Genomic DNA, 23,394 nt, shown 5'->3' with positions numbered 1-23,394 from the left:
CTTTCACCTGCCGGAGGCGCTGTCACAGCAGAGACAGCGCCTTCTTTTCTTGCCGACCTAGAATCGAACGATCGTTCTTTTTCTATTGAACACCCTGGGGACACGAGCATGAGCGCCAACTACGAACTTCGCGGCAACGTCGCGGTCATCACGATGGACAACCCGCCCGTCAACGGCCTCGGCCACGCGACGCGGCTCGGGATCGTCAACGGGCTGGAGCGCGCCCAGGCCGACGACGCCGTCAAGGCGATCGTGATCAGCGGCGCCGGCAAGGCGTTCTCCGGCGGCGCCGACATCAAGGAGTTCGGCTCGCCGAAGGCGCTGGCCGAGCCGAACCTGCTGAGCGTGATCCTCGCGCTCGAAGCGAGCAGCAAGCCGATCGTCGCCGCAATCCATTCCGTGTGCATGGGCGGCGGACTGGAACTGGCACTCGGCTGCCACTACCGCGTCGCGGCCAAGGGCACGCAGGTCGCGCTGCCCGAAGTCAAGATCGGGCTGATCCCGGGCGCCGGCGGCACGCAGCGCCTGCCGCGCGTGATCGGCGTCGAAAACGCGATGAACATGATCGTCAGCGGCGAGCCGGTCAAGAGCGAGATGCTCGCGATGGCGCCGGGCCAGAAGCTGTTCGACAAGCTGGCCGAAGGCGACCTGATGACCGAGGCGCTGGCGTTCGCCGCCGAGGTCGCTGACAAGCGTCCGCTGCCGCTGGTGCGCAACCTGAAGGTCACGCATCCGAGCGCCGACGCCTACGTGCAGTTCGTCAAGAACATGGTCGGCGGCATGAGCAAGAACTTCCCGGCGCCGCTGAAGTGCGTCGAGGCCGTCGCCGGCTCGCTGAAGCTGCCGTTCGACGCCGGCATGAAGCTCGAGCGCGAGTTGTTCACCGCGCTGATGTTCACGCCCGAAAGCAAGGCGCTGCGCCACGCGTTCATGGCCGAGCGCGCCACCACCAAGATCCCCGACGTGCCGGCCGACACCCCGGTGCGCGAGATCAAGAAGGTCGCGGTGATCGGCGCCGGCACGATGGGCGGCGGCATCGCGATGAACTTCCTGAACGCCGGCATCCCGGTCGTGATCCTCGAGATGAAGCAGGAGGCGCTGGACAAGGGCATCGGCATCATCCGCAAGAACTACGACGCGCAGGTCAAGAAGGGCAAGCTCAAGCAGGACAAGCTCGACGCCCGCATGGCCATGCTCGGCACCACGCTGAACTATGCCGACCTGAAGGACGCCGACCTCGTGATCGAGGCGGTGTTCGAGGACCTGGGCGTCAAGGAGACGGTGTTCAAGACCCTCGACGAGGTGATGAAGCCCGGCGCGATCCTGGCCTCGAACACCTCGACGCTCGACGTCAACAAGATCGCCGCCTTCACGAAGCGCCCGCAGGACGTGATCGGCATGCACTTCTTCAGCCCGGCCAACGTGATGAAGCTGCTGGAAGTCATCCGTGGCGAGAAGACCGCGAAGGACGTGCTCGCCACCGTGATGCAGATCGGCAAGAAGATCCGCAAGACCACGGTCGTCTCCGGCGTGTGCGACGGCTTCATCGGCAACCGCATGATCGAGCAGTACTCGCGTCAGGCCGGCTTCCTGCTGGAAGAGGGCGCCACGCCGGCGCAGGTCGACAAGGCGATGGAGAAGTTCGGTATGGCGATGGGCCCGTTCCGCATGGGCGACCTGGCCGGCAACGACGTGGGCTGGTACATCCGCAAGCGTCGCTACCTCGAGAAGCCGAACCTGCGCTACTCGAAGACCGCCGACTTGCTGTGCGAGATGGGTCGCTTCGGCCAGAAGACCGGCGCCGGCTGGTACGACTACGTGCCCGGCAAGCGCGACGCGATCCCGAGCCCGGTGGTGGTCGAGATGATCGAGAAGCACCGCAAGGATCTGGGCATCACGCCGCGCAAGATCAGCGACGACGAGATCGTGCACCGCCTCGTCTACGCGCTGGTCAACGAGGGCGCGAAGATCGTCGAGGAGGGCATCGCGATGCGCGCGTCCGACATCGACATGGTCTACCTCACCGGCTACGGCTTCCCGCTGCACCGCGGCGGCCCGATGAACTACGCCGACCAGGTCGGGCTGTTCAACGTGGTCGGCGCGATGAAACGTTTCGCCGCCAACCCGCACGACGACGCCGAATTCTGGAAGCCGGCACCGCTGCTCGCGAAGCTGGCCGCCGAAGGCCGCTCGTTCAGCTGATCTCGCGCTGACCGGCCGATCGACTGACATGCGCAAGCTGTTCGCGCTGCTGGGCATCGTCGTTCTCGCGCTGGCCGTTGCGGTCGGCGCGAAGACGCTGCTGATGCCGTCGCGCCAACTCGCGGTCGCGCCGGCCACGCCGGTGAAGGTCGACGTGGCGGCGGTCGCCGAGCGGCTCGGCGCGGCGGTGCGCCTGAAGACGATCGCCGCGCGCGACGATGTCGACGCGAACGCGACCGAGTTCACCGCGCTGCATGCATTGCTGCAGGCCAGCTTCCCGAAGGCGCATGCCGTGCTGCAGCGCGAAGTCGTCGGCCAGTACGGCCTCGTCTACACCTGGCCCGGCACCGACCCGAAAGCCGCGGCGATCGGCCTGATGGCGCACCAGGATGTCGTGCCGGTCGCGCCCGGCACCGAAGGCGACTGGCAGCAGCCGCCGTTCTCCGGTGCGGTGAAGGACGGCTTCGTCTGGGGCCGCGGCTCGTGGGACGACAAAGGCAACCTGATGTCGATGATGGAGGCGGTCGAGCTGCTCGCCGCCTCGGGCTTCAAGCCGCGCCAGACCGTGTACCTGATCTTCGGCCACGACGAGGAACAGGGCGGCCAGCGCGGCGCGCTGCAGATCGCCAAGCTGTTCAAGCAGCGTGGCATCCACCTGCAGTTCATCGTCGACGAGGGCCTGCTGATCACCGAGGGTGTGCTCGCGGGCCTGAGCCGGCCGGCCGCGCTGGTCGGCGTTGCCGAGAAGGGCTACCTGTCGGTCAACCTGACCGCCAGCGCCACGCCCGGTCATTCGTCGATGCCGCCGCCCGAGGCCGGACAGTCGGCCATCGGCATGATGAGCGTCGCGCTCGCGAAGCTCGAGGACCAGCAGATGCCGCTCGCGGTGCGCGGTCTCTCGCGCGAGATGTTCGAGACGATCGCGCCCGAGATGAACGGCATGAACCGCGTGTTCCTGTCCAACCTGTGGCTGTTCAAGCCGGTGATCGAGCAGCAGTTGAAGAAGGGCGCCTCGACCTCCGCGATGATGCGCACCACCACCGCGCTGACCATCGCCAGCGCCGGCAACGCCGACAACGTGCTGCCCGGCCGCGCCAACGCCACCGTCAACTTCCGTCTCGCCCCGGGCGACAGCAGCGACGCGATCGTCGAGCACGTCAACACGGTCGTGAAGAACCCGGCGATCAAGGTCGAGAAGGCGGCAGGCTTCTCGGAGGCGTCGAAGGTCGCCGCGACCGACGCCCCCGGCTTCCAGCTGATCAGCAGGACCCTGCGCCAGTTGCACCCCGACGTGGTGGTCGCGCCGGGCCTGATGCTGGGCGCGACCGACTCGCGTCACTTCGACGGCATCGCCGACAACATCTACAAGTTCTCGCCGGTGCGCGCCAAGCCCGAAGACCTGAAACGATTCCACGGCACCAACGAGCGCATCTCGACCGCCAACTATGTCGAGCTGATCCAGTTCTGGCACCAACTGATCGGCAATTCGGCGCCCGCGCCCTGAGCAGGAGACACGACGATGAACGACCGCGCCACATTCACGAAGATGGAAGCGAGCACCGCGCAGGACTGGCAGAAGATCGGCGCCGAGTTCATGCCGTTCGCACGCCAGCTGCCCGATCGCCTGATGGCGCACCTGAAGGTGCTCGAGGGCGACTACGGTGGCTTCCCGATCGACCGCTACACCCATTCGCTGCAGACCGCGACCAACGCGCTGCGCGACGGCCGCGACGAGGAGTACGTGGTCTGCGCGCTGTTCCACGACATCGGCGACACGCTCGGCACCTTCAACCACTTCGACATCGCCGCGGCGATCCTCAAGCCCTTCGTCAGCGACGAGAACCTGTGGATGGTGCAGAACCACGGCATCTTCCAGGGCTACTACTTCTTCCACCACATCGGCCTCGACCGGAACCTGCGCGACCAGTTCAAGGGCCACGCCCACTACGACCGCACGGCAGAGTTCTGCGACCTCTACGACAACCCGGCGTTCGACGCCAAGGCCGAGACGCTGCCGATGAGCGAGTTCGAGCCGATGGTGCGGCGCGTGTTCGCGCAGCCCAGGAACAGCATCTACAAGGCGTCGACGGCGGTTGCCGCGAACACCTGATCCCCTTCATCTGATCCCCAGGAGAACACCCATGACCAGCGCCGTGATCGTTTCCACCGCCCGTACCCCGCTCGCCAAGAGCTGGAAGGGTGCCTTCAACATGACGCACGGCGCCACGCTCGGCGGCTTCGCGGTCAAGGCCGCGGTCGAGCGCGCCGGCATCGACGGCGCCGAGGTCGACGACGTGATCATGGGCTGCGCCACGCCCGAGGGCGCGACCGGCTCCAACATCGCACGCCAGATCGCGCTGCGCGCCGGCCTGCCGATCACCACCAGCGGCATGACGGTCAACCGCTTCTGCTCCAGCGGCCTGCAGACGATCGCGATGGCCGCCCAGCGCATCATCGCCGGCGAATCCGACGTGCTCGTGGCCGGTGGCGTCGAGAGCATCTCGTGCGTGCAGAACGAAGCCAACCGCCACATGGGCACCGACCCGTGGCTGATGGAGCACAAGCCCGAGATCTACTGGAACATGCTGCAAACGGCCGAGCAGGTCGCCAAGCGCTACAAGATCGACCGCGAGCGCATGGACCGCTACGGCGCCGCCAGCCAGCAGAAGGCCGCCGCCGCGCTCGAAGCCGGCAAGTTCACTGACGAGATCGTCGCCTGCACCGTGATGGCCGGCGTGGCCGACGCGCAGCTCGGCCTGCGCACCAAGGAAGTGACGATCAAGAACGACGAAGGCATCCGCCCGGGCACCACCTACGAAGGCATCATGGGCATCAAGCCGGCGATCCCCGGCGGCGTGATCTCGGCCGGAAACGCCAGCCAGTTCAGCGACGGCGGCGGCGCCTGCGTGCTGATGAGCGAGGAACTCGCGAGCAAGCGCAACCTGAAGCCGCTGGGTCGCTTCCTCGGCTTCGCGGTGGCCGGCTGCGAGCCCGACGAGATGGGCATCGGCCCGGTGTTCGCGGTGCCCAAGGTGCTGAAGAAGCTCGGCCTGACCGTCGCCGACATCGACCTGTGGGAACTGAACGAGGCCTTCGCGGTGCAGGTGCTGTACTGCGCCGACACGCTGGGCATCCCGATGGACCGGCTCAACGTCAACGGCGGCGCGATCGCGGTCGGCCACCCCTACGGCGTGTCGGGCCAGCGTCTGACCGGTCACGCGCTGATCGAGGGCAAGCGCCGCGGCGCCAAGAAGGTCGTCGTGACGATGTGCATCGGTGGCGGCATGGGCGCGGCCGGCGTCTTCGAGGTGCTTTGACCGGCGCCTCGCCCGTGGACGCCCTGCGCACCCCGGACGCGCGCTTCGGGAGCCTTCCGGGCTTCCCGTACGCGCCGCACTACATCGACGACTTGCCGGCCCTCGACGGTCTGCGCGTTCATTACGTGGACGAGGGCAGCGACCGGCCGGTCACCGCGCTGTGCCTGCACGGCAACCCGACCTGGTCGTACCTGTACCGCCACATGATCCCGGTGTTCCGCGACGCCGGGCTGCGCGTGGTCGCACCCGACCTGATCGGCTTCGGCCGCTCGGACAAGCCGCTCGACCCGGCCTGGCACAGCTTCGAGCGTCACCGCGACATGCTGCTCGCGTTCGTCGAACGGCTCGACCTGCGCAACGTGATGCTCGTCGTGCAGGACTGGGGCGGCCTGCTCGGCCTGACGCTGCCGATGGCCATGCCGGAGCGCTTCACGCGCCTGCTGGTGATGAACACCGGCCTGGGCACCGGCCAGGTCACCGAGGGCTTCCGCCAGTGGCGCACCTATTCGAACAGCCAGGCCGCCCTGCCGGTGGGCCGGCTGATCCAGCGCGGCAAGCCCGACATGACGGCCGACGAGGTCGCGGCCTACGACGCGCCGTTTCCGGACGCGCGCCACAAGGCCGCGCTGAAGGCGTTCCCGAACCTGGTACCCGACGGTGCCGACGCGCCCGGCGCGGCGCTGAGCCGTGAAGCCGGCGAGTTCTGGCGCACCCGCTGGACCGGCGACAGCTTCATGGCGATCGGCATGCAGGACCCGGTCCTCGGCGAAGTGCCGATGCGCGCGCTGCAGGCCAAAATTCGCGGCTGCCCGGCACCGATGGAGGTGGCCGAGGGCGGTCACTTCGTGCAGGAGTGGGGCGCGCCGATCGCGACCGCAGCGCTGGCGCATTTCAAGTTGACGGCCCCATGACGACGATCGATCCGGCCGCGTTCCTGCAGATGGGCCGCGAGGTCATCGCGTCGCAGCCGTTCAGCGTGCTGCTCGGCGCCGACATGATCGCGCTCGAACCCGGGCGCTGCGAACTCGGCGTCGCGCTCACGCCGCCGCTGAAGCAGCAGATGGGCTTCGCGCACGGCGGCGTCGTCAGCTACCTGGCCGACAACGCGCTGACCTTCGCCGGCGGCACCGCGATGCACGTGCCGGTGGTGACGGCGGAATACAAGATCAACTACGTCCGCCCGGCGATCGGCGACCGGCTGGTCGCGCGAGCCCGGGCCGTGCACGTGAGCCAATCGCAGGCGGTTTGCCAGTGCGAGGTGTTCGCGGTCACCGGCGGCGACGAGAAACTGTGCGCGATCGCGCAAGGCACGATCGCGAGGGCGAGCGAGAAGAACGGAACCTCATGAGTTATCGACAGACCCTGGATTTCCTGCTGAACGACTGGCTGGATGTGCCGTCGCTGCAGAACCGCGAGCGTTTCGCCGACCACTCGGCCGAGACCTTCGCGTCGGTATTGGACAGCTGCGAGCGCTTGGCGCGCGACAAGTTCGCGCCCTTCAACCGCCAGGCCGACACCGAGGAGCCGCGCGTGGTTGTGGATCACAACGGCGAACGCGTGCACCTGCCCGCGGCCAGCCTCGCAGCGTCGCGCGCCTATGCCGAGTCCGGCATGCTCGCGGCGGCGCAGGACTACGAGATCGGCGGCATGCAACTGCCGTGCGTCGTGCAGATGGCGGCGAACAGCTTCTTCGCGCGGGCCGGCGGCAACGTCGCCGGCGGCGCGATGCTCACCAGCGGCAACGCCAACCTGCTGATGGTCCACGGCACGCCGCTGCAGCAGACGGTGTTCGCGAAGCAGGAGTTCGCCGGCCGCTTCGCCGGCACGATGTGCCTGAGCGAGCCCCAGGCGGGCTCCAGCCTGTCCGACGTGGCCACGCGTGCGACGCCCGATGGCGACGGCTTCGCATCCGACCCGCTCGGCGCGCGCTACCGCCTGCGCGGCAACAAGATGTGGATCAGCAACGGCGAGCACGAACTCGCCGAGAACATCATCCACCTCGTGCTGGCGAAGATCCCCGGTCCGGACGGCAAGTTGATCCCCGGCACGCGCGGCATCTCGCTGTTCATCGTGCCGAAGAAGCTGGTCGGCCCCGATGGCGAACTCACCGGCGAGCGCAACGACGTCGCGCTGGCGGGCCTGAACCACAAGCTCGGCAACCGCGGCATCCCGAACACGCTGCTGAACTTCGGTGAAGGGAAATATCCGGTACGCGGGTCCAACGGCGCCATCGGTTATCTCGTCGGCCGGCCCCACGAAGGCCTGCGCTGCATGTTCCACATGATGAACGAGGCCCGCATCGCCGTCGGCATGGGGGCCACGATGCTCGGCCAGGCCGGCTACGAAGCCTCGCTCGACTACGCGCGTAATCGCCCGCAAGGCCGACCGACCGGCACCGGCGGCAAGGACGCCGCGAAGCCGCAGATCCCGATCATCCAGCACGCCGACATCAAGCGCATGCTGCTCGCGCAGAAGAGCTATTGCGAGGGCGCGCTCGCGCTCGAGCTGTACTGCGCGCGCCTGGTCGACGAGCAGCGCACCGGCACGCCCGAGGCCTCCGCCGACGCGAGCCTGATGCTCGAGATGCTCACGCCGATCGCCAAGAGCTGGCCGAGCGAGTGGGGCCTGGAGGCCAACAGCCTCGCGATCCAGATCCACGGCGGCTACGGCTACACGCGCGACTTCCCGGTCGAACAGTACTGGCGCGACAACCGCCTGAACATGATCCACGAGGGCACGCACGGCATTCAGGCGCTCGATCTGCTCGGTCGCAAGGTGGTGATGCAGGAGGGCGCCGGCCTCGCCCTGCTGATGGCCCGCATGCAGCGCACGCTGGAGCAGGGGCGTGATGTGCCGGCGCTGGCCGCGCACGCGAGCGCGCTGGCCGATGCGATGGCGCAACTCCGCACCGCGACCCGTGGCGCCTGGTCGACCGGCCAGCCCGACGAGGCCTTGGCCAACGCGACGCCGTACCTGCAAGCCTTCGGCCACGTCGTGCTGGCCTGGATCTGGCTCGATGTCGCGCTGTGCGCCCGGCCGAAGCTGGCTGGCGCGTCGGCCGACGAGGCGGCGTTGCTGCACGGCAAGCTGGCCGCCTGCACGTACTTCTTCCACTACGAGCTGCCGAAGATCGGTGCATGGCTGCAGGTCGTCGAAGCGCGCGACGCGACCTGCAGGACGATGGACGAGGCCTGGTTCTAGATGACCACCCCCGCGCAGCGCATCGAGAAGTGGTGCTGGATCCTGATCTTCCTTGGGATGATCCTGCTCGCGCTCGGCCTGTCGGTGCAGCGCAGCGACGTGGCGCTCGGCTGGGGCATCGCCGCGCCGGGCATCCTGATGATCGTGGTCGGCATCGTGCTGATCTGGATCCGTTCGCGCATGAAGAATTTCAAGGAGACGTTATGAGTACATCGATCAAGAAGCTTTTCGACCTGACCGGCAAGACCGCGCTGATCACCGGCGGCTCGCGCGGCCTGGGCCTGCAGATGGCCCATGCGCTCGGCGAAGCCGGCGCGAAGATCATGCTGAGCTCGCGCAAGGCCGAGGACCTGGAGCAGGCCGCCGCCGAGCTGCAGGCCGAAGGCATCGACGCGCGCTGGATCGCCGCCGACTGCTCGAAGGAGGACGAGACCCGGCGCCTGGCCGACGAGACGCTGCAGCGCCTGGGCGCGATCGACATCCTCGTCAACAACGCCGGCGCAAGCTGGGGCGCCCCGGCCGAGGACCACCCCGTCGCGGCCTGGGACAAGGTGATGAACCTGAACGTGCGCGGCTACTTCATCCTGTCGCAGCAGGTCGCGCGCGGCTACATGATCCCGAAGAAGCGCGGCTCGATCATCAACATCGCCTCGATCGCCGGCCTCAACGGCAACCCGCCCGAGATGCAGACGCTGGCCTACAACACCTCGAAGACCGCGGTGATCGGCTTCACCCACACGCTGGCCGCCGAATGGGGCAAGTACAACATCAACGTCAACGCGATCTGCCCCGGCTTCTTCATGACGAAGATGGCCGCCGGCCTGATCACCTCGCTCGGCGAGGAGAAGATGGCCGCCAAGGCGCCGCTCGGTCGCCTTGGCGACGAGGACGACTTGAAGGGCATCACGCTGCTCTACGCCAGCGAGGCCGGCAAGCACATCACCGGGCAGTGGCTCGCGGTGGACGGCGGCGTCAGTGTGGTGCTCGGAGCGGCCTGAGATGAGCATCCCGTTCGGGGTCACCATCCCGTTCGTCGAACTGCTCGGCTTCACCCTCGAGCGCTTCGAGGGTGGCGAATCCGAGCTGCACTACGCCGCGAAGCCGGAGCATTCCAACAGCTTCCAGGTCGTGCACGGGGGCGCGTGCATGACGTTTCTCGATGTCGTGATGGCCACCGCCGCGCGCAGCGCGAACCCCGAGATGGGCGTCGTCACGATCGAGATGAAGACGACCTTCATGCGCCCTGCGGTCGGCGCCCTCGTAGGCAAGGGCCGGCTGATGCACCGCACCGCCACGATGGCCTTCACCGAAGGCACGATCTACGACGCACAGGGCCGCGCCTGCAGTCATTCCACCGGCACCTTCAAGTACGTGAAGCGCCTGCCGGTGAGCCCCAGCTCGACCCACCCGCTGCAACAGGCACCGTTGTCGACCGATTGAACGAACGAATACCAGGAGACCCACCATGACGATGAACCAGCAGATCCACCTCGTGTCCCGCCCCGACGGCGAGGCCCGCGCCGACAACTTCAAGCTGCTCGAGGCCGAAGTGCCCGAACTGAAGGACGGCCAGGTGCTCGTGCGCCATCACTTCATGAGCCTCGACCCGTACATGCGCGGCCGCATGAACGACGCCAAGAGCTACGCCGTGCCGCAGCCGCTGAACGCGGTGATGCAGGGCGGCACGGTCGGCGAGGTGGTCGCGTCCAAGAACCCGGGCTACGCGGTCGGCGACAAGGTCGTCGGCTTCGGCGGCTGGCAGCAGTTCAGCGTCGTCGATGCGAACACGCCAGGTGTGCTGCGCAAGGTCGACACCACCCACATCCCGCTGTCGGCCTACCTCGGCGCCGTCGGCATGCCGGGCGTGACCGCGTGGTACGGCCTGACGCAGATCTGCAAGCCCGCGGCCGGCAAGACGATCGCGGTCAGCGCGGCCAGCGGTGCGGTCGGCAGCGCGGTCGGCCAGCTCGCGAAGGCGCGCGGCTGCCGCGCGGTCGGCATCGCCGGCGGCAAGGACAAGTGCGACTACGTCGTCAACGAACTCGGCTTCGACGCCTGCATCGACTACAAGGCCCACACCGACCCGAAGTCGCTCTACGAGGCGATCAAGGCGGCGACGCCGGACGGCGTGGACGGCTACTTCGAGAACGTCGGCGGCGCGGTGCTCGACGCGGTGCTGCCGCGCATGAACGCGTTCGGCCGGATTGCCCTGTGCGGCATGATCAGCGGCTACGACGGCGAGCCGATCCCGCTGAAGCAGCCGCAGCTGCTGCTGACCAACCGGCTGATGCTCCAGGGCTTCATCGTCAGCGAGCACATGGAGTTCTGGCCGGAGGCGCTGAAGGAGCTCGGCACGATGGTCGCCACCGGCAAGCTGAAGTACCGCGAGTCGGTCGCGCAGGGCCTGGCCGCGGCGCCCGAGGCCTTCCTCGGCCTGCTGAAGGGCAGGAACTTCGGCAAGCAGGTCGTCAAGCTCGTCTGAGGCTCGCACGATGAGCGCGCCGCGGGTCAGCTACGAGTTCAGCGACGGCATCGCCACGCTGACGATGGACGACGGCAAGGCCAACGCGATGAGCGTGGCGATGCTGCAGGCGCTCAACAACGCGCTCGATCGCGCCCAGGCCGACGGCGCCGCCGTGCTGCTTACCGGCCGGCCCGGCATGTTCTCCGGCGGCTTCGACCTGGCGGTGTTCAAGCGCGGGCCGGACGAGCTGTACCGCATGCTCGAGGCCGGCGCGCGCCTCACCGAGCGGCTGCTGTCGTTCCCGAAACCGGTGGTGGCAGCCTGCAGCGGCCACGCGGTCGCGATGGGCCTCTTCCTGCTGCTGAGCACCGACGTGCGGATCGGCGTCGACAGCGGCGCGCGGCTGCAGGCCAACGAGGTGCAGATCGGCCTGACGCTGCCGCATTTCGCGATCGAGGTCTGCCGCCAGCGGCTCGCGCCGGCGCACCTGAACCTCGTCGCCGCGACCGCCGCGCCGTACACGCCCGAGCAGGCGCTGGCCGCCGGCATGCTGGACGAACTGGCACCGGCCGCGTCGCTCCTTGCCACCGCGCGCGAGCGCACCGCGAAGCTGCTCACGCTGAACGCCGAGGCCTTCACCGCCACCAAGTTGCGGCTGCGCGCCGAGTCGCTCACCGCGCTGCGTGCCGCGATCGACGCCGACCTGGCCGACTGGTCCCAACGTTTCCGTTCCGCCTGAGCCATGAACCCGACCGCGACGCACGAGGTGCTGAACCAGAGCGAGCCGCTCGCGGGTCATAACCTCTACACGACCGACCGCGCGTTGCGCGACGCACTGCGCTTCCACGCGCCGCAGGTTGACGAGGCCCGCCGCACCGAGCTCGGCCTGCTCCTGGGCGATCCGGCGATGCAGGCGCATGCGCGTCTCGCCAACGTCCACAAGCCCAGCCTGCACACCTATGACCGCTACGGCCACCGCACCGACACGGTCGAGTTCCACCCGAGCTACCACGCGCTGCTCGGCGCCGCCGTCGGCGCCGGCCTGCACGCCACGCCGTGGGCGCAACCCGGCCCGGGCGCGCACATCGAGCGCGCCGCGGGTTTCCTGATGTACACGCAGCTCGAACCCTCGGTGCTGTGCCCGGTCTCGATGACCTACGCGGTCACGCCCGCGCTGCGCGACAACGGCGCCGTGTTCACCGACTGGTTCGACAAGCTCGCCAGCACCGCCTACGACCCGCGCCTGCTGCACGTGCGCGAGAAGCGCGGCGTGACCATGGGCATGGGCATGACCGAGAAGCAGGGCGGCTCCGACGTGCGCGCCAACACCACCCGCGCCGAATACATCGAAGACACGCCGTGGGGCCGCTGCTACCGCCTCGTCGGCCACAAGTGGTTCTTCTCCGCGCCGATGAGCGATGCGTTCCTGGTGCTGGCGCAGACGCCGGCCGGGCTGTCGTGCTTCTTCCTGCCGCGCGTGCTGCCCGACGGCCGCCTGAACGCGATCGCGATCCAGCGGCTGAAGGACAAGCTCGGCAACCACGCCAACGCCAGCTCCGAAGTCGAGTTCAACGGCGCGCTCGCGTGGCTGGTCGGCGAGGAGGGCCGCGGCGTCCCGCAGATCCTCGAGATGGGCACGCTGACCCGGCTCGATTGCGCGCTCGGCACGGCCGGGCTGATGCGCGGCGCGGTCGCGCTGGCGCTGCACCACGCATCACAACGCCACGCCTTCGGCAAGCCGCTGATCGAGCAGCCGCTGATGAAGAACGTGCTGGCCGACCTGGCGCTGGAGAGCGAAGCCGCGACCGCGCTCGCGCTGCGCCTGGCGCGCGCGATCGACCGGCAGGACGACCCGTTCGAAGCGCTGATGCGCCGCGTGCTGACGCCGGTCGCGAAGTTCTGGGTCTGCAAGCGCGGCTCGGCGCTGGCGCAGGAGGCGATGGAGTGCCTCGGCGGCAACGGCTACGTCGAGGAACACGGCGAGGGCACGATGGCCCGCATCTACCGCGAGATGCCGCTGAACTCCATTTGGGAAGGGGCCGGCAACATCATGGCGCTCGACTTGCTCCGCGCGATGAAGAAGCGCGATGCGAACGGCGACGACGTGGTGGGCGCACTCGCCACCGAGCTGGACACCGCGCGTGGCGCTCATCCTGGCTACGATCACTTCACCGCTGCGCTGCTTGCGCGCTTCAACGACGCCGCCGACGGTGGCGGCGACGAGGCCGGCGCGCGCCGGCTCGCGCAGGACATCGCGCTGGCAGTGCAGGCGTCGCTGCTGCAGCGCCATTCGCCGGCTGCGGTGTTCGACGCCTTCTGCCGATCGCGCCTCGGCGGCGACGGCCCGCTCGTGTTCGGCACCTTGCCGGCCGGCGTCGATGTCGATTCCATCATCCGGCGCGCGCTGCCGTGCTGAACCCAAAGGCCCCCATGTCCGACCTCATCCTCCACCATTACGCCGGCTCGCCCTTCTCCGAGAAGGTCCGCCTGATCCTCGGCTTCAAGGGCATCCCGTGGCGCTCGGTCATCGTGCCGAACATGCTGCCCAAGCCCGACGTGATGGCGCTGACCGGCGGCTACCGGCGCACGCCGTTCATGCAGATCGGCGCGGACGTGTACTGCGACACCGCGCTGATGTGCCGCGTGATCGACGCGCTGAAGCCCGAGCCACCGTCGTACCCGATGGCCACCAGCGGCATCGCCGACGTTGTCGCGCAGTGGGCCGACACCACGCTGTTCTGGACGGCGGTGCCGTTCACGCTGCAGCCCGCCGGCGCGCCGCATGTGCTGAAGGACGCGACGCCCGAGATGCTGAAGGCCTTCGGCGCCGACCGCGCCGCGATGAACCCGAACATGCGCCGCGCGACCGTGACCGACGGCGCGGCCGCGCTGCACACCTACCTCGCGCGGCTCGAACACATGCTGCACGACGGCCAGCCGTTCCTGCTCGGCGCGCTGCCGTCGATCGCCGATTTCTCGGCCGCGCAGTCGATCTGGTTCATCCGCCTCGCGCCGCCGGTCGCCGCGCTGCTCGAGGCCTATCCGAAAGTCTGCGCGTGGTACGAGCGCGTCAACGCCTTCGGCCAGGGCAGCTTCACGAAGATGACGAGCGCCGAGGCGATCGCTATCGCCGCGCAGGGCGCGCACGCGCCACTGTCGTTCAGCGCCGAACCCGGCCTCGCGCAGGGCGACGACGTGACCGTGACGCCGACCGACTACGCGCACGACCCGGTGGCCGGTCGCCTCGTCGGCCTGAGCCGGCAGGAGGTCGTGATCGCCCGCACCGACGAGCGCGCCGGCACCGTGCACGTGCACTTCCCGCGCATCGCCTTCCAGATCAAGAAACCGCAACCCGCCTGAAAGAGACCCGACAGATGAAGACCTTCAAGGGCCGCACGGCCGTGATCACCGGGGCCGCGTCCGGCTTCGGCCTCGAGACCTCGCGCATCGGCGCCCGCCTCGGCATGAACATCGTGATGGCCGACGTGCAGCAGGACGCGCTCGACACGGCCGCCGCCGAGATCCGCGGTCTCGGCGCCGCGGTGCTGCCGTTCCGGCTCGACGTGTCGAAGGCCGCCGAGGTCGAGGCGCTCGGCGCCGCCGCGTTCGCGCGCTTCGGCGCGCCGCATTTCGTGTTCAACAACGCCGGCGTCGGGGCGGGCGGGCTGATCTGGGAGACGACGCTGAAGGACTGGGAGTGGGTCGTCGGCGTCAACCTGATGGGCGTGGCCCACGGCATCCGCGTGTTCACGCCGATGATGCTCGAGGCTGCGAAGCAGGACCCGACCTACGAGGGCCACATCACCAACACCGCGTCGATGGCCGGCCTGCTGAACGCGCCGAATATGGGCGTCTACAACGCGACCAAGAGCGCCGTCGTCGCGATGAGCGAGACGCTCTACCAGGACCTGCGCCTGGTCACCGACCAGATCAGCGCCTCGCTGCTGTGCCCGTTCTTCGTGCCGACCGGCATCACCAAGAGCGACCGCAACCGCCCCGCGGAGATGACCGACACGGGCCGCAAGCTCACGCGCAGCCAGCTGATCGGCCAGGCGATGAGCGACAAGGCGGTCAGCAGCGGCAAGGTCAGCGCGGCCGAGGTGGCGCAGTTCGTGTTCGACGCGATCGCCGAGCGCCGCTTCTACGTCTACAGCCACCCCAAGTCGCTGGGCAGCGTGCAGGTCCGGCTCGAGGACATCATGACCCCGCGCAACCCGACCGACCCGTTCGCGCACAAGCCCGAGTTGGGCGAGAAGCTGCGCGCCCAACTCCGCGAGGCCGACTGACGCGCGCCGCTCAGGGCTCGACGGTCTGCGCCGCCTGCGGCACGGCACGCGCCTGCGCGCGGCTGCGCCGCCACGCGGCCGGCGGCGCGCCGAACTCGCGTCGGAAGGCGCGGCTGAATGCGGTGTCGGTCTGGTAGCCGACGTCTTCGGCGATTTGCGCCAGGCAGGCGTCGCTGCGGGTCAGCAGGTTGGCGGCGAGCAGCATGCGCCACTGCGTCAGGTACTGGATCGGCGAGTTGCCGACCAGCTGCTGGAAGCGCTCGGCCAGCACCGAGCGCGAGGTGCCGGCGCTGCGCGCCAGTTCCTCCAGCGTCCAGGCATGCGCGGGGCGCTCGTGCAGCTCGCTCAGCGCCTTGCCGACGATGCGGTCGCCGACGCCGGCGAGCCAGCCGGTGCGCTCGGTGTCGGGCGCGTTCATGTACAAGCGCAGCACTTCGATGAATAGCACCTCGGCCAGCTTGGCGAGCACGCCGGCGCCGCCGGGGCGCGGTGAGCGCGCCTCGGCCAGCGCGTAGCGCAGCGAGGCCTCGAGCCATGCACCGGCCGCGGAATCGCGCACGTTGACGCGCACGATCGGCGGCAGGCCGGTCAGCAGCAGCCGTGCCAGGCGCGCGTCGCAGGCCAGGTAGCCGCAGACGAGCCGCGTCGCCGCACCGCCGCCGCCGTAGGCGATCTGGCGCGGGCGGCGCGCCAGGATCGCGTCGAGCTTGGCGCCGCCTCGGGCTGGCGTGACGCCGGGTTCAGAGGCCATGTGGTGCGCGTCGCCGTGCGGGAAGACGATCGCGTCGCCCGCCACGAGCTGCATCGGCGGCTGGCCGTCCATCTCGACGCAGCATTCGCCCTCGGTGATCAGGTGGAAGATGACGATGCGCTCGGCGCCCGGCTCCAGCAGCGGCGCGACCGTGTCGGCCGGTGGCGATTCGTAGCACCACGGCGCGGTGAACCGGCCCTGGATGAAGATCGCGCCGACCAGGTGGACGACGCGCAGCGTCTGCGAGAGCGCATCCATCGGCTCAGGCCTCGGCGGCGTCGCCGGCGTCGATGTGCAGCGCCAGCGGCGTCGCGTTCGGCAGCACGCTCGGCACCGGCGAGCGACCGACCGCGTCCCGGACCAGCCGGCGCAGCCGCTCCGGCGGGACGGCGTGGGCGACGATCCGCACCTGCAGCTGCATGTCGTGCGGGCCGGCGTACACCGGCGTGCCGTCGGCCCCGGCCATGCCGAGCAGGCCGCGCGTGTCCGAGCGGCTGCTGGCGCTCACCTCGAGCACCTCGAGCGCGATCCCGGCCGCCGCGGCGGACATCGCGATCGACGTCGCCGCGCACGAGGCCAGCCCGGCACGGAACAGCCAGCCGGGGGTGACCGCGCTGCCGCCGCCGCCGAGTTCGGTGGGCATGTCGGTCGGCACCTGGTGGCCGCCCGGATGGCTGGCGACGAAGCGGGCGCCGCCTTGCCAGCGCGCCATCGCCGGCGCGTCGTCGTGCAGGCCCGCCTCGGGGCGGCGCGTGAACGCGCGCTCGACACGTTGCATGGCCGTGGCGATGTCGTTCAGGCTCATCTCGAACTCCGGTGGAATCGCGGTGCGATCGATTGTGGTCGCAGCCGCAGGCGCGACAAAGCGCCGGATGCCGTCAGGGACTTCGCCCGGACGCTCGGCCAAGCCTTGCCGACGTTCGGGCAGGACGCCGCCACGCGCGTTGCCCACAGTGCGGCACAGGACACGGCCCGCCACTGGCCAGGTCCATCACCCGACAGGAGCCTCCGCATGGACACCGCCACGACCACCCCCGCCACCGACCTGACCGCCCTGAAGGCCCGCCAGCAGACCGCCTGGGCCAGCGGCGACTACGCCGTCATCGGCACCACGCTGCAGATCGTCGGCGAGCAGCTCGCCGAGGCCTGCGACCTGCGCTGGGACGAGCGCGTGCTCGACGTCGCCGCCGGCAACGGCAACGCGACACTCGCCGCCGCCCGCCGCGGCTGCCGCGTGACCTCGACCGACTATGTGCCCGCCCTGCTCGAACGCGGTGCCGCCCGCGCGCGCGCCGAGGGCCTGAACGCGGCCTTCGAGATCGCCGATGCGGAGGCACTGCCGTACGACGCGGCCAGCTTCGACGTGGTGCTCTCGACCTTCGGCGTGATGTTCGCGCCCGACCAGGCGAAAGCCGCCTCGGAAATGGCCCGCGTGTGCCGCCCTGGCGGCCGCATCGGCCTGGCGAACTGGACGCCCGAGGGCTTCATCGGCCAGCTGTTCAAGACGCTGGGCCGGCACCTGCCGCCGCCGGCCGGCGTGCAGCCGCCGTCGCGTTGGGGTGTGGAGACGGCGCTGCACGAACTGTTCGGCGACAGCGCGCAGTCGATCGCCGTGACGAAGCGGATGTTCAACTTCCGCTACCGCTCGGCGGCGCACTTCGTCGAGGTGTTCCGCACCTGGTATGGCCCGGTGCACAAGGCGTTCGCCGCGCTGCCGGCCGACAAGGCGGCTGCGCTCGACACCGACCTGCGCGCGCTGCTGGACAGCCTGAACCAGGGTGGCGCGAATGCGCTGCTGGTGCCGAGCGAGTACCTCGAAATCGTCGTCACGCGGCGCTGAGCGCAGCGGAGCCCGGCGAGGGATGCCCGCCTGCCACGCCGCGTGCGACGCTACGGCTGGGACCTGGCCGCCTGCGACTGCGAGACGCTGCGGGCCGACCAGACGCATGGACGCCGAGCGGGTGAACCTGCCGGACGGCGACGTCGAACGTCGCGGCGACGGCCGCCGTGTAAGGGCTCAGCACCCGAGCTTGAGCGCCTGCACCGGCCGACCGGTCTGCGCGTCGACGACGACCAGGTTCACCTCGCGCGGATGCGCCGGGTCGGGCGCGGTGCCAGGCTCGAACGTCAGCGTCGCCGGGGCGTCGGCGCGTGCGGTCCACGCGGCCACGGGCAGGTACTCGCGCACGACGAAATCGTGCTGCAGCGTCGCGCCCTGGTTCTCGCCGGCCTGCACCGCGCTGCGGTGGCCCGATTCGGTCACGGCCCAGTACGCGGCCAGCCGCGGCGGCGCGTTCGACGCCACGGCGATCGACGCGGTCACGCGCCGGCCGTCGCGCGCGAGCTCGACCTGCACCGGCGCGTTCGAACGGCTGCGGCTCGTGGCGGTCGTGGCGCGCGGCCAGTCGGGCCGGTCGGCGCCGTCGATCACGACCTGCGGTGTGTAGCTGAAGCGCGCGCCGGTGCTCGCCTGCTGCTGCGCCTGGCGCTGCGTGTAGGTGGGGCTCGCGAACCGGTCCTTCCAGCCGAGCCGGTCCCAGTAGTCGACATGGAACGCGAGCGCGACGGCCGACGGATCGGCCTTCAGCCGCGACAGCCAGCGATCGGCCGGCGGACACGAGCTGCAGCCTTCCGAGGTGTAGAGCTCGATGACCGACGGTGCGACGGCGCTGCTCGCGGCACGGCAACTCGGCGTCGCGGCGATCGAGGGGACACTGGCCGCGGCAAGCGCGGCCAGCAGCGTGGCGGTCATCAGTAGGCGGTTGGCAGGCATCGGGCGCGCTCCAGGCTTCGGGTCTCGACAGGGTGGGTCGCTGCCAGGCCGGGCTTCTTACGCCGCGGCCTGTGCCACACTGCGCCGCCTTCGAACCCCACCCGCGCACGGACCGACACGACATGACCCTGAATTCTCCTCGCCGCGTCGCCGTCGTCGGCGGCGGGCCGGCCGGGCTGATGGCCGCCGAGGTGCTGGCCGCCGGCGGCGTGCGCGTGGACCTGTTCGATGCGATGCCGTCGGTCGGCCGCAAGTTCCTGCTCGCCGGCAAGGGCGGGCTGAACCTGACGCACAGCGAGCCGCTCGACCCTTTCCTCGATCGCTACGCGGCGCGCCGGCCGGCGCTGGACCCGTTGCTGCGCGGTTTCGGCCCGGCCGAACTGCGCGCGTGGGCGCTCGGCTTGGGGGTTTCCACCTTCGTCGGCAGTTCGGGCCGCGTCTTTCCGACCGACCTGAAGGCCGCGCCGCTGCTGCGCGCGTGGCTGCATCGCCTGCGTGCGGCCGGCGTGGTGTTCCACATGCGGCATCGCTGGGCCGGGTGGGTGCAGGGCGGCGCGAGCCCGTCGCGGCTGCGCTTCGCAACGCCGGCGGGCGAGGCGGTCGCCGAGGCCGATGCCGTCGTGCTCGCGCTCGGCGGCGGCAGCTGGGCGCGGCTCGGCTCCGACGGCGCGTGGGTGCCGTGGCTGCAGGCCCGTGGCGTCGATGTCGCGCCGCTGCGGCCGTCCAACTGCGGCTTTGACGTGGCCCCATCCTGGACCGAATTCTTCCGCACGCGCTTCGCCGGCCAGCCGCTGAAGAACGTCGCGCTGTCGCTGGTCGGTCCGAACGGACCGGCGCATCGGCAGGCCGGCGAGTTCGTGATCACCGAGGGCGGCGTGGAGGGCAGCCTGGTCTACGCGCTTTCCGGCCCGGCGCGCGACGCGATCGCGGCGCACGGCGACGCCCTCGTCCACATCGACCTGCTGCCGCAGCGCGATGCCGCTTTCGTGCAGGCCGAGGTCGCGCGGCCGCGCGGCTCGCGCTCGCTGTCCACGCACCTGAAGAGCCGCCTCGGGCTCGATGGCGTGAAGGCCGCGCTGCTGCACGAGCTGCTGCCGCGCGAGGTCATCGCCGATCCGCTGCGATTGGCGCAGGCCATCAAGGCACTGCCGTTGCGCCTGGGCGCCGCGCGGCCGCTCGACGAGGCGATCAGCAGTGCCGGCGGGGTCCGCTTCGAGGCGCTCGATGCGGGGTTGATGCTCGGCGCGCTCCCCGGTGTGTTCTGCGCCGGCGAGATGCTCGACTGGGAGGCGCCGACCGGCGGTTACCTGCTGACGGCGTGTTTCGCCTCCGGCGTCGCCGCCGCCCAGGGCGCGCTGCGCCACCTGCGTGTCTGACGGCGCCGGACGTGTCCTACAGCCGATTCGGCGGCGACGGGTTCGGGTCGCGCCGGCGTCCGACGTGAACGAGACCCCGTCCTGCCTAGAGTCGGGCATCGATCACTCGACCCAGGACATGCCATGAACAAGACCCGTCAAGCGACCTTCCGTGCCACTGCGCTCGGCTTCGCGACCGCGCTGATCTGCGGCACGGCCGCTGCCGCCGGCGCGGCGTCGGCCGACGTGCAGGCCCGCTACGAGCAGGAGCGCGCGCGCTGCCTCGCCGGCCAATCGGGGCAGGTGATGGACGCCTGCATGAAGGAAGCCGTCAATGCGCGCGAAGCCGCGCTGAAGGGCCAGCTCAGCGACGGCGACGGCCACCTGCGCAAGAACGCCAAGGAGCGCTGCGACGTGCTCACCGGCGCGGAGCAGCGCGATTGCGTGCTGCGCGCACGGGTGCGCGAAGGCAGCATGACCAAGATCGACCCGTCGGGCTCGACCAAGAGCGTCACGACCACGACCAGCGGCAGCGTCAAGGGCGGCGGCATCCTGCGCGAGACCGTCACCCGCGAGACCACGGTCGGCCCCGCGATGCCGGCCGCGTCGGCCCCTTGAACTGACGGGCGTTCCACCGGCTGCCGGAAGCCGGGTCGGGTGAGGGGGGTGTGGCACACTGCGCCGCTTCGTATTCAGCCCCCCGCCTCTTGGACAAGATCCTTCTGCAGATTGCCGCCGAACTCAAGGTTCGCCCGGCCCAGGTTCAAGCCGCCGTCGAGTTGCTCGACGGGGGTGCCACCGTTCCGTTCATCGCGCGCTACCGCAAGGAAGCGACTGACAACCTCGACGACATCCAGCTGCGCGAGCTCGAAGCCCGCCTGTCCTACCTGCGTGAGCTGGAGGAGCGCCGCGCCGCGGTGCTCAAGAGCATCGACGAACAGGGCAAGCTGACGCCCGCCCTCAGAGCGGCAATCGACGCTGCGCCGACCAAGCAGGAACTCGAGGACCTGTACCTGCCGTACAAGCAGAAGCGCCGCACCAAGGCGATGATCGCCCGCGAGGCCGGCATCGAGCCGTTGGCCGACAAGCTGTTCGCCGACCCGACGCTGGTGCCGCTCGACGAAGCCGTGGCGTTCGTCAATGTCGAAGGCGGCTTCGCCGATGCCCATGCGGTGCTCGACGGCGTGCGCGACATCCTGTCGGAGCGCTGGGCCGAAGACGCCGCGCTGGTGCGCAAGCTGCGTGACTGGCTGTGGGGCGAGGCGCTGTTCCAGAGCAAACTGATGGACGGCAAGGACGGCACGCACCCGGACGCCGCCAAGTTCCGCGACTACTTCGACTATGCCGAGCCGATCCGCACGGTGCCGTCGCACCGCGCGCTGGCGGTGTTCCGCGGCCGCACGCTCGAACTGCTCGATGCCAAGCTGGTGACCGACGAGGAAATCGTCCCCGGCAAGCCGGTCCTCGCCGAAGGCCACATCGCCGTCCACCTGAAGTGGGGCCACGCCAGACGCCCGGCCGACGACCTGATCCGCAAGTGCATCGCCTGGACCTGGAAGGTCAAGCTCAGCCTGAGCCTGGAGCGCGACCTGTTCGCGCGGCTGCGTGAAGACGCCGAGGCGGTCGCGATCAAGGTGTTCGCCGAGAACCTGCGCGACCTGCTGCTCGCCGCGCCGGCCGGCCCGCGGGTCGTGATGGGGCTGGACCCCGGCATCCGCACCGGCTGCAAGGTGGCGGTGGTCGATGCGACCGGCAAGGTGCTGGCCACCGACACCGTCTATCCGCACGAGCCGCGCCGCGACTGGGAGGGTTCCCTGCATTCGCTCGCGCGGCTGTGCGCGACCCACGGTGTCAACCTGATCGCGATCGGCAACGGCACCGCGAGCCGCGAGACCGACAAGCTGGCCGGCGACCTGATCAAGCGCATCCAGAAGATCGCGCCCGACACGAAGATGGAGAAGATCGTCGTCAGCGAGGCCGGCGCGTCGGTCTACTCGGCCAGCGAGTACGCGAGCAAGGAACTGCCCGACCTGGACGTGAGCCTGCGCGGCGCGGTCAGCATCGCGCGGCGCCTGCAGGATCCGCTGGCCGAGCTGGTCAAGATCGACCCGAAGAGCATCGGCGTCGGCCAGTACCAGCACGACGTGAACCAGAGCGAGCTCGCGAAGAGCCTGGGCACGGTGATCGAGGACTGCGTGAACTCGGTCGGCGTCGACCTGAACACCGCGTCGACGCCGCTGCTCTCGCGCGTGTCGGGCCTGAGCGGCGCGGTCGCGGCGAGCATCGTGCGCTGGCGCGATGCGAACGGCGCGTTCCGCAGCCGCAAGCAGCTGCTCGACGTGAGCGGGCTGGGCGCCAAGACCTTCGAGCAGAGCGCCGGCTTCCTGCGCATCCGCGGCGGGGACAACGCGCTCGACGCCACCGGTGTCCATCCCGAGACCTACCCGCTGGTCGAGCGCCTGCTCGCCGCGGTGAACAAGCCGGCGGCCGAGGTGATGGGCCGCAGCGACGTGATCCGTGCGTTGAAGCCGGAAGCATTCGCCGACGAGAAGTTCGGAGCGATCACGGTCAAGGACGTGCTGACCGAACTCGAGAAACCGGGCCGCGATCCGCGTCCGGACTTCAAGGTCGCGCGCCTGACCGACGGCATCGAGGACATCAAGGACCTGGTCGCCGGCATGACGCTCGAGGGCACGATCAGCAACGTCGCGCAGTTCGGCGCGTTCGTCGACCTCGGCGTCCACCAGGACGGGCTGATCCACGTCAGCCAGCTCGCGAACAAGTTCGTCAACGACGCGCGCGAGGTCGTCAAGACCGGCGACATCGTGAAGGTCAAGGTGCTCGAGGTCGACTTGGCGCGCCAGCGCATCTCGCTGACGATGAAGCTCGACGCCAAGCCCGCCGCGGGCGGCGAGCGCGGCGGCAATGCGTACCGCGCGCCGGCGCGCGGCGAACGGGTCGGCGCGCCGAATCGGAGCGCCGCGCCGGCCGCCGGCGGTTCGGCGATGGCCGACGCGTTCGCGCGGCTGCAGACCAAGCGCTGAA

22 protein-coding genes are annotated in these 23,394 nt (G+C 69.8%); 19 read left to right on the top strand and 3 right to left on the bottom strand.

All coding sequences use genetic code 11. From position 1 onward, the window contains the following. Nucleotides 1–108: 108 nt before the first annotated feature. From ASC76_RS20150 to ASC76_RS20080, 15 genes are read left to right on the top strand one after another with little or no spacing between them, the layout of a single operon-like run. Entirely contained in the window at nucleotides 109–2,202 is a 2,094-nt protein-coding gene (locus ASC76_RS20150; RefSeq protein ID WP_056470524.1) for a 3-hydroxyacyl-CoA dehydrogenase NAD-binding domain-containing protein, read from the top strand. 28 nt (nucleotides 2,203–2,230) lie between these two features. Next, nucleotides 2,231–3,706 carry a M20 family peptidase gene (locus ASC76_RS20145; RefSeq protein ID WP_056470521.1) on the top strand — a complete coding sequence of 492 codons (1,476 nt, stop codon included), beginning with the start codon at nucleotides 2,231–2,233 and terminating at the stop codon, nucleotides 3,704–3,706. Between the two features lie 15 nt (nucleotides 3,707–3,721). After that, entirely contained in the window at nucleotides 3,722–4,312 is a 591-nt protein-coding gene (locus tag ASC76_RS20140; RefSeq protein WP_056470520.1) for an HD domain-containing protein, read from the top strand. A gap of 31 nt (nucleotides 4,313–4,343) precedes the next feature. After that, entirely contained in the window at nucleotides 4,344–5,519 is a 1,176-nt protein-coding gene (locus tag ASC76_RS20135) for an acetyl-CoA C-acyltransferase (protein WP_056470519.1), read from the top strand. A 14-nt stretch (nucleotides 5,520–5,533) separates the two neighbouring features. Further along, complete coding sequence (locus ASC76_RS20130; protein WP_056471208.1) at nucleotides 5,534–6,430, top strand: haloalkane dehalogenase; 897 nt, start codon at nucleotides 5,534–5,536, stop codon at nucleotides 6,428–6,430. Then, nucleotides 6,427–6,867 carry a PaaI family thioesterase gene (locus tag ASC76_RS20125; protein ID WP_056470518.1) on the top strand — a complete coding sequence of 147 codons (441 nt, stop codon included), beginning with the start codon at nucleotides 6,427–6,429 and terminating at the stop codon, nucleotides 6,865–6,867. The genes ASC76_RS20130 and ASC76_RS20125 overlap by 4 nt, the downstream gene beginning before the upstream one ends. Then, nucleotides 6,864–8,720 carry an acyl-CoA dehydrogenase gene (locus tag ASC76_RS20120; RefSeq protein WP_056470516.1) on the top strand — a complete coding sequence of 619 codons (1,857 nt, stop codon included), beginning with the start codon at nucleotides 6,864–6,866 and terminating at the stop codon, nucleotides 8,718–8,720. Before ASC76_RS20125 ends, ASC76_RS20120 begins: the two co-directional genes overlap by 4 nt. Next, entirely contained in the window at nucleotides 8,721–8,927 is a 207-nt protein-coding gene (locus tag ASC76_RS20115) for a hypothetical protein (protein ID WP_056470515.1), read from the top strand. Next, nucleotides 8,924–9,718: an SDR family oxidoreductase gene (locus ASC76_RS20110; protein ID WP_056470510.1), complete on the top strand. Its 795-nt coding sequence runs from the start codon at nucleotides 8,924–8,926 to the stop codon at nucleotides 9,716–9,718. The genes ASC76_RS20115 and ASC76_RS20110 overlap by 4 nt, the downstream gene beginning before the upstream one ends. 1 nt (nucleotide 9,719) lies before the next feature. Next, on the top strand, nucleotides 9,720–10,160 hold the full coding sequence (locus tag ASC76_RS20105) for a PaaI family thioesterase (protein WP_056470506.1): 441 nt from the start codon (nucleotides 9,720–9,722) through the stop codon (nucleotides 10,158–10,160). Between the two features lie 25 nt (nucleotides 10,161–10,185). Then, complete coding sequence (locus tag ASC76_RS20100) at nucleotides 10,186–11,202, top strand: NADP-dependent oxidoreductase (RefSeq protein WP_056470502.1); 1,017 nt, start codon at nucleotides 10,186–10,188, stop codon at nucleotides 11,200–11,202. A 10-nt stretch (nucleotides 11,203–11,212) separates the two neighbouring features. After that, nucleotides 11,213–11,923 carry a crotonase/enoyl-CoA hydratase family protein gene (locus ASC76_RS20095; protein WP_056470498.1) on the top strand — a complete coding sequence of 237 codons (711 nt, stop codon included), beginning with the start codon at nucleotides 11,213–11,215 and terminating at the stop codon, nucleotides 11,921–11,923. Between the two features lie 3 nt (nucleotides 11,924–11,926). Next, the gene (locus ASC76_RS20090; protein WP_056470496.1) at nucleotides 11,927–13,600 is read left to right on the top strand and encodes an isovaleryl-CoA dehydrogenase; all 1,674 of its coding nucleotides are present in this window, start codon (nucleotides 11,927–11,929) and stop codon (nucleotides 13,598–13,600) included. A gap of 14 nt (nucleotides 13,601–13,614) precedes the next feature. Further along, complete coding sequence (locus ASC76_RS20085) at nucleotides 13,615–14,544, top strand: glutathione S-transferase family protein (RefSeq protein WP_056470492.1); 930 nt, start codon at nucleotides 13,615–13,617, stop codon at nucleotides 14,542–14,544. 14 nt (nucleotides 14,545–14,558) lie between these two features. After that, nucleotides 14,559–15,470 (top strand): SDR family oxidoreductase, encoded by a 912-nt coding sequence (locus tag ASC76_RS20080; protein ID WP_056470490.1) that lies wholly within the window; start codon nucleotides 14,559–14,561, stop codon nucleotides 15,468–15,470. 10 nt (nucleotides 15,471–15,480) lie between these two features. Here the strand turns inward: ASC76_RS20080 and ASC76_RS20075 are convergent, their stop codons facing one another. After that, complete coding sequence (locus tag ASC76_RS20075; protein WP_056470487.1) at nucleotides 15,481–16,479, bottom strand: AraC family transcriptional regulator; 999 nt, start codon at nucleotides 16,477–16,479, stop codon at nucleotides 15,481–15,483. Nucleotides 16,480–16,483: 4 nt separating this feature from the next. Next, nucleotides 16,484–17,026 carry an OsmC family protein gene (locus ASC76_RS20070; protein ID WP_056470484.1) on the bottom strand — a complete coding sequence of 181 codons (543 nt, stop codon included), beginning with the start codon at nucleotides 17,024–17,026 and terminating at the stop codon, nucleotides 16,484–16,486. 207 nt (nucleotides 17,027–17,233) lie between these two features. On the opposite strand from ASC76_RS20070, the gene ASC76_RS20065 reads away from it, so the two are divergent. Continuing rightward, entirely contained in the window at nucleotides 17,234–18,061 is an 828-nt protein-coding gene (locus ASC76_RS20065; protein ID WP_056470480.1) for a class I SAM-dependent methyltransferase, read from the top strand. Nucleotides 18,062–18,238: 177 nt separating this feature from the next. Here the strand turns inward: ASC76_RS20065 and ASC76_RS20060 are convergent, their stop codons facing one another. Continuing rightward, on the bottom strand, nucleotides 18,239–18,994 hold the full coding sequence (locus ASC76_RS20060; protein WP_056470478.1) for a thioredoxin family protein: 756 nt from the start codon (nucleotides 18,992–18,994) through the stop codon (nucleotides 18,239–18,241). Nucleotides 18,995–19,116: 122 nt separating this feature from the next. Here ASC76_RS20060 and ASC76_RS20055 point away from each other — a divergent pair, with 122 nt between their 5' ends. The 3 genes from ASC76_RS20055 to ASC76_RS20045 all read left to right on the top strand — a co-directional run bounded on the left by ASC76_RS20055 (nucleotide 19,117) and on the right by ASC76_RS20045 (nucleotide 23,393). After that, nucleotides 19,117–20,370 carry a TIGR03862 family flavoprotein gene (locus ASC76_RS20055; RefSeq protein ID WP_056470475.1) on the top strand — a complete coding sequence of 418 codons (1,254 nt, stop codon included), beginning with the start codon at nucleotides 19,117–19,119 and terminating at the stop codon, nucleotides 20,368–20,370. Nucleotides 20,371–20,493: 123 nt separating this feature from the next. Continuing rightward, the gene (locus ASC76_RS20050) at nucleotides 20,494–20,967 is read left to right on the top strand and encodes a hypothetical protein (protein ID WP_056470472.1); all 474 of its coding nucleotides are present in this window, start codon (nucleotides 20,494–20,496) and stop codon (nucleotides 20,965–20,967) included. Nucleotides 20,968–21,056: 89 nt separating this feature from the next. After that, nucleotides 21,057–23,393, top strand: a complete 2,337-nt coding sequence (locus ASC76_RS20045) for a Tex family protein (protein ID WP_056470469.1) — start codon at nucleotides 21,057–21,059, stop codon at nucleotides 23,391–23,393. Nucleotide 23,394 lies beyond the last annotated feature (1 nt).

Source organism: Rhizobacter sp. Root404 (assembly GCF_001425865.1).
GTDB lineage: Bacteria > Pseudomonadota > Gammaproteobacteria > Burkholderiales > Burkholderiaceae_C > LMDS01.
This window is presented reverse-complemented; position numbering and strand designations above follow the sequence as displayed.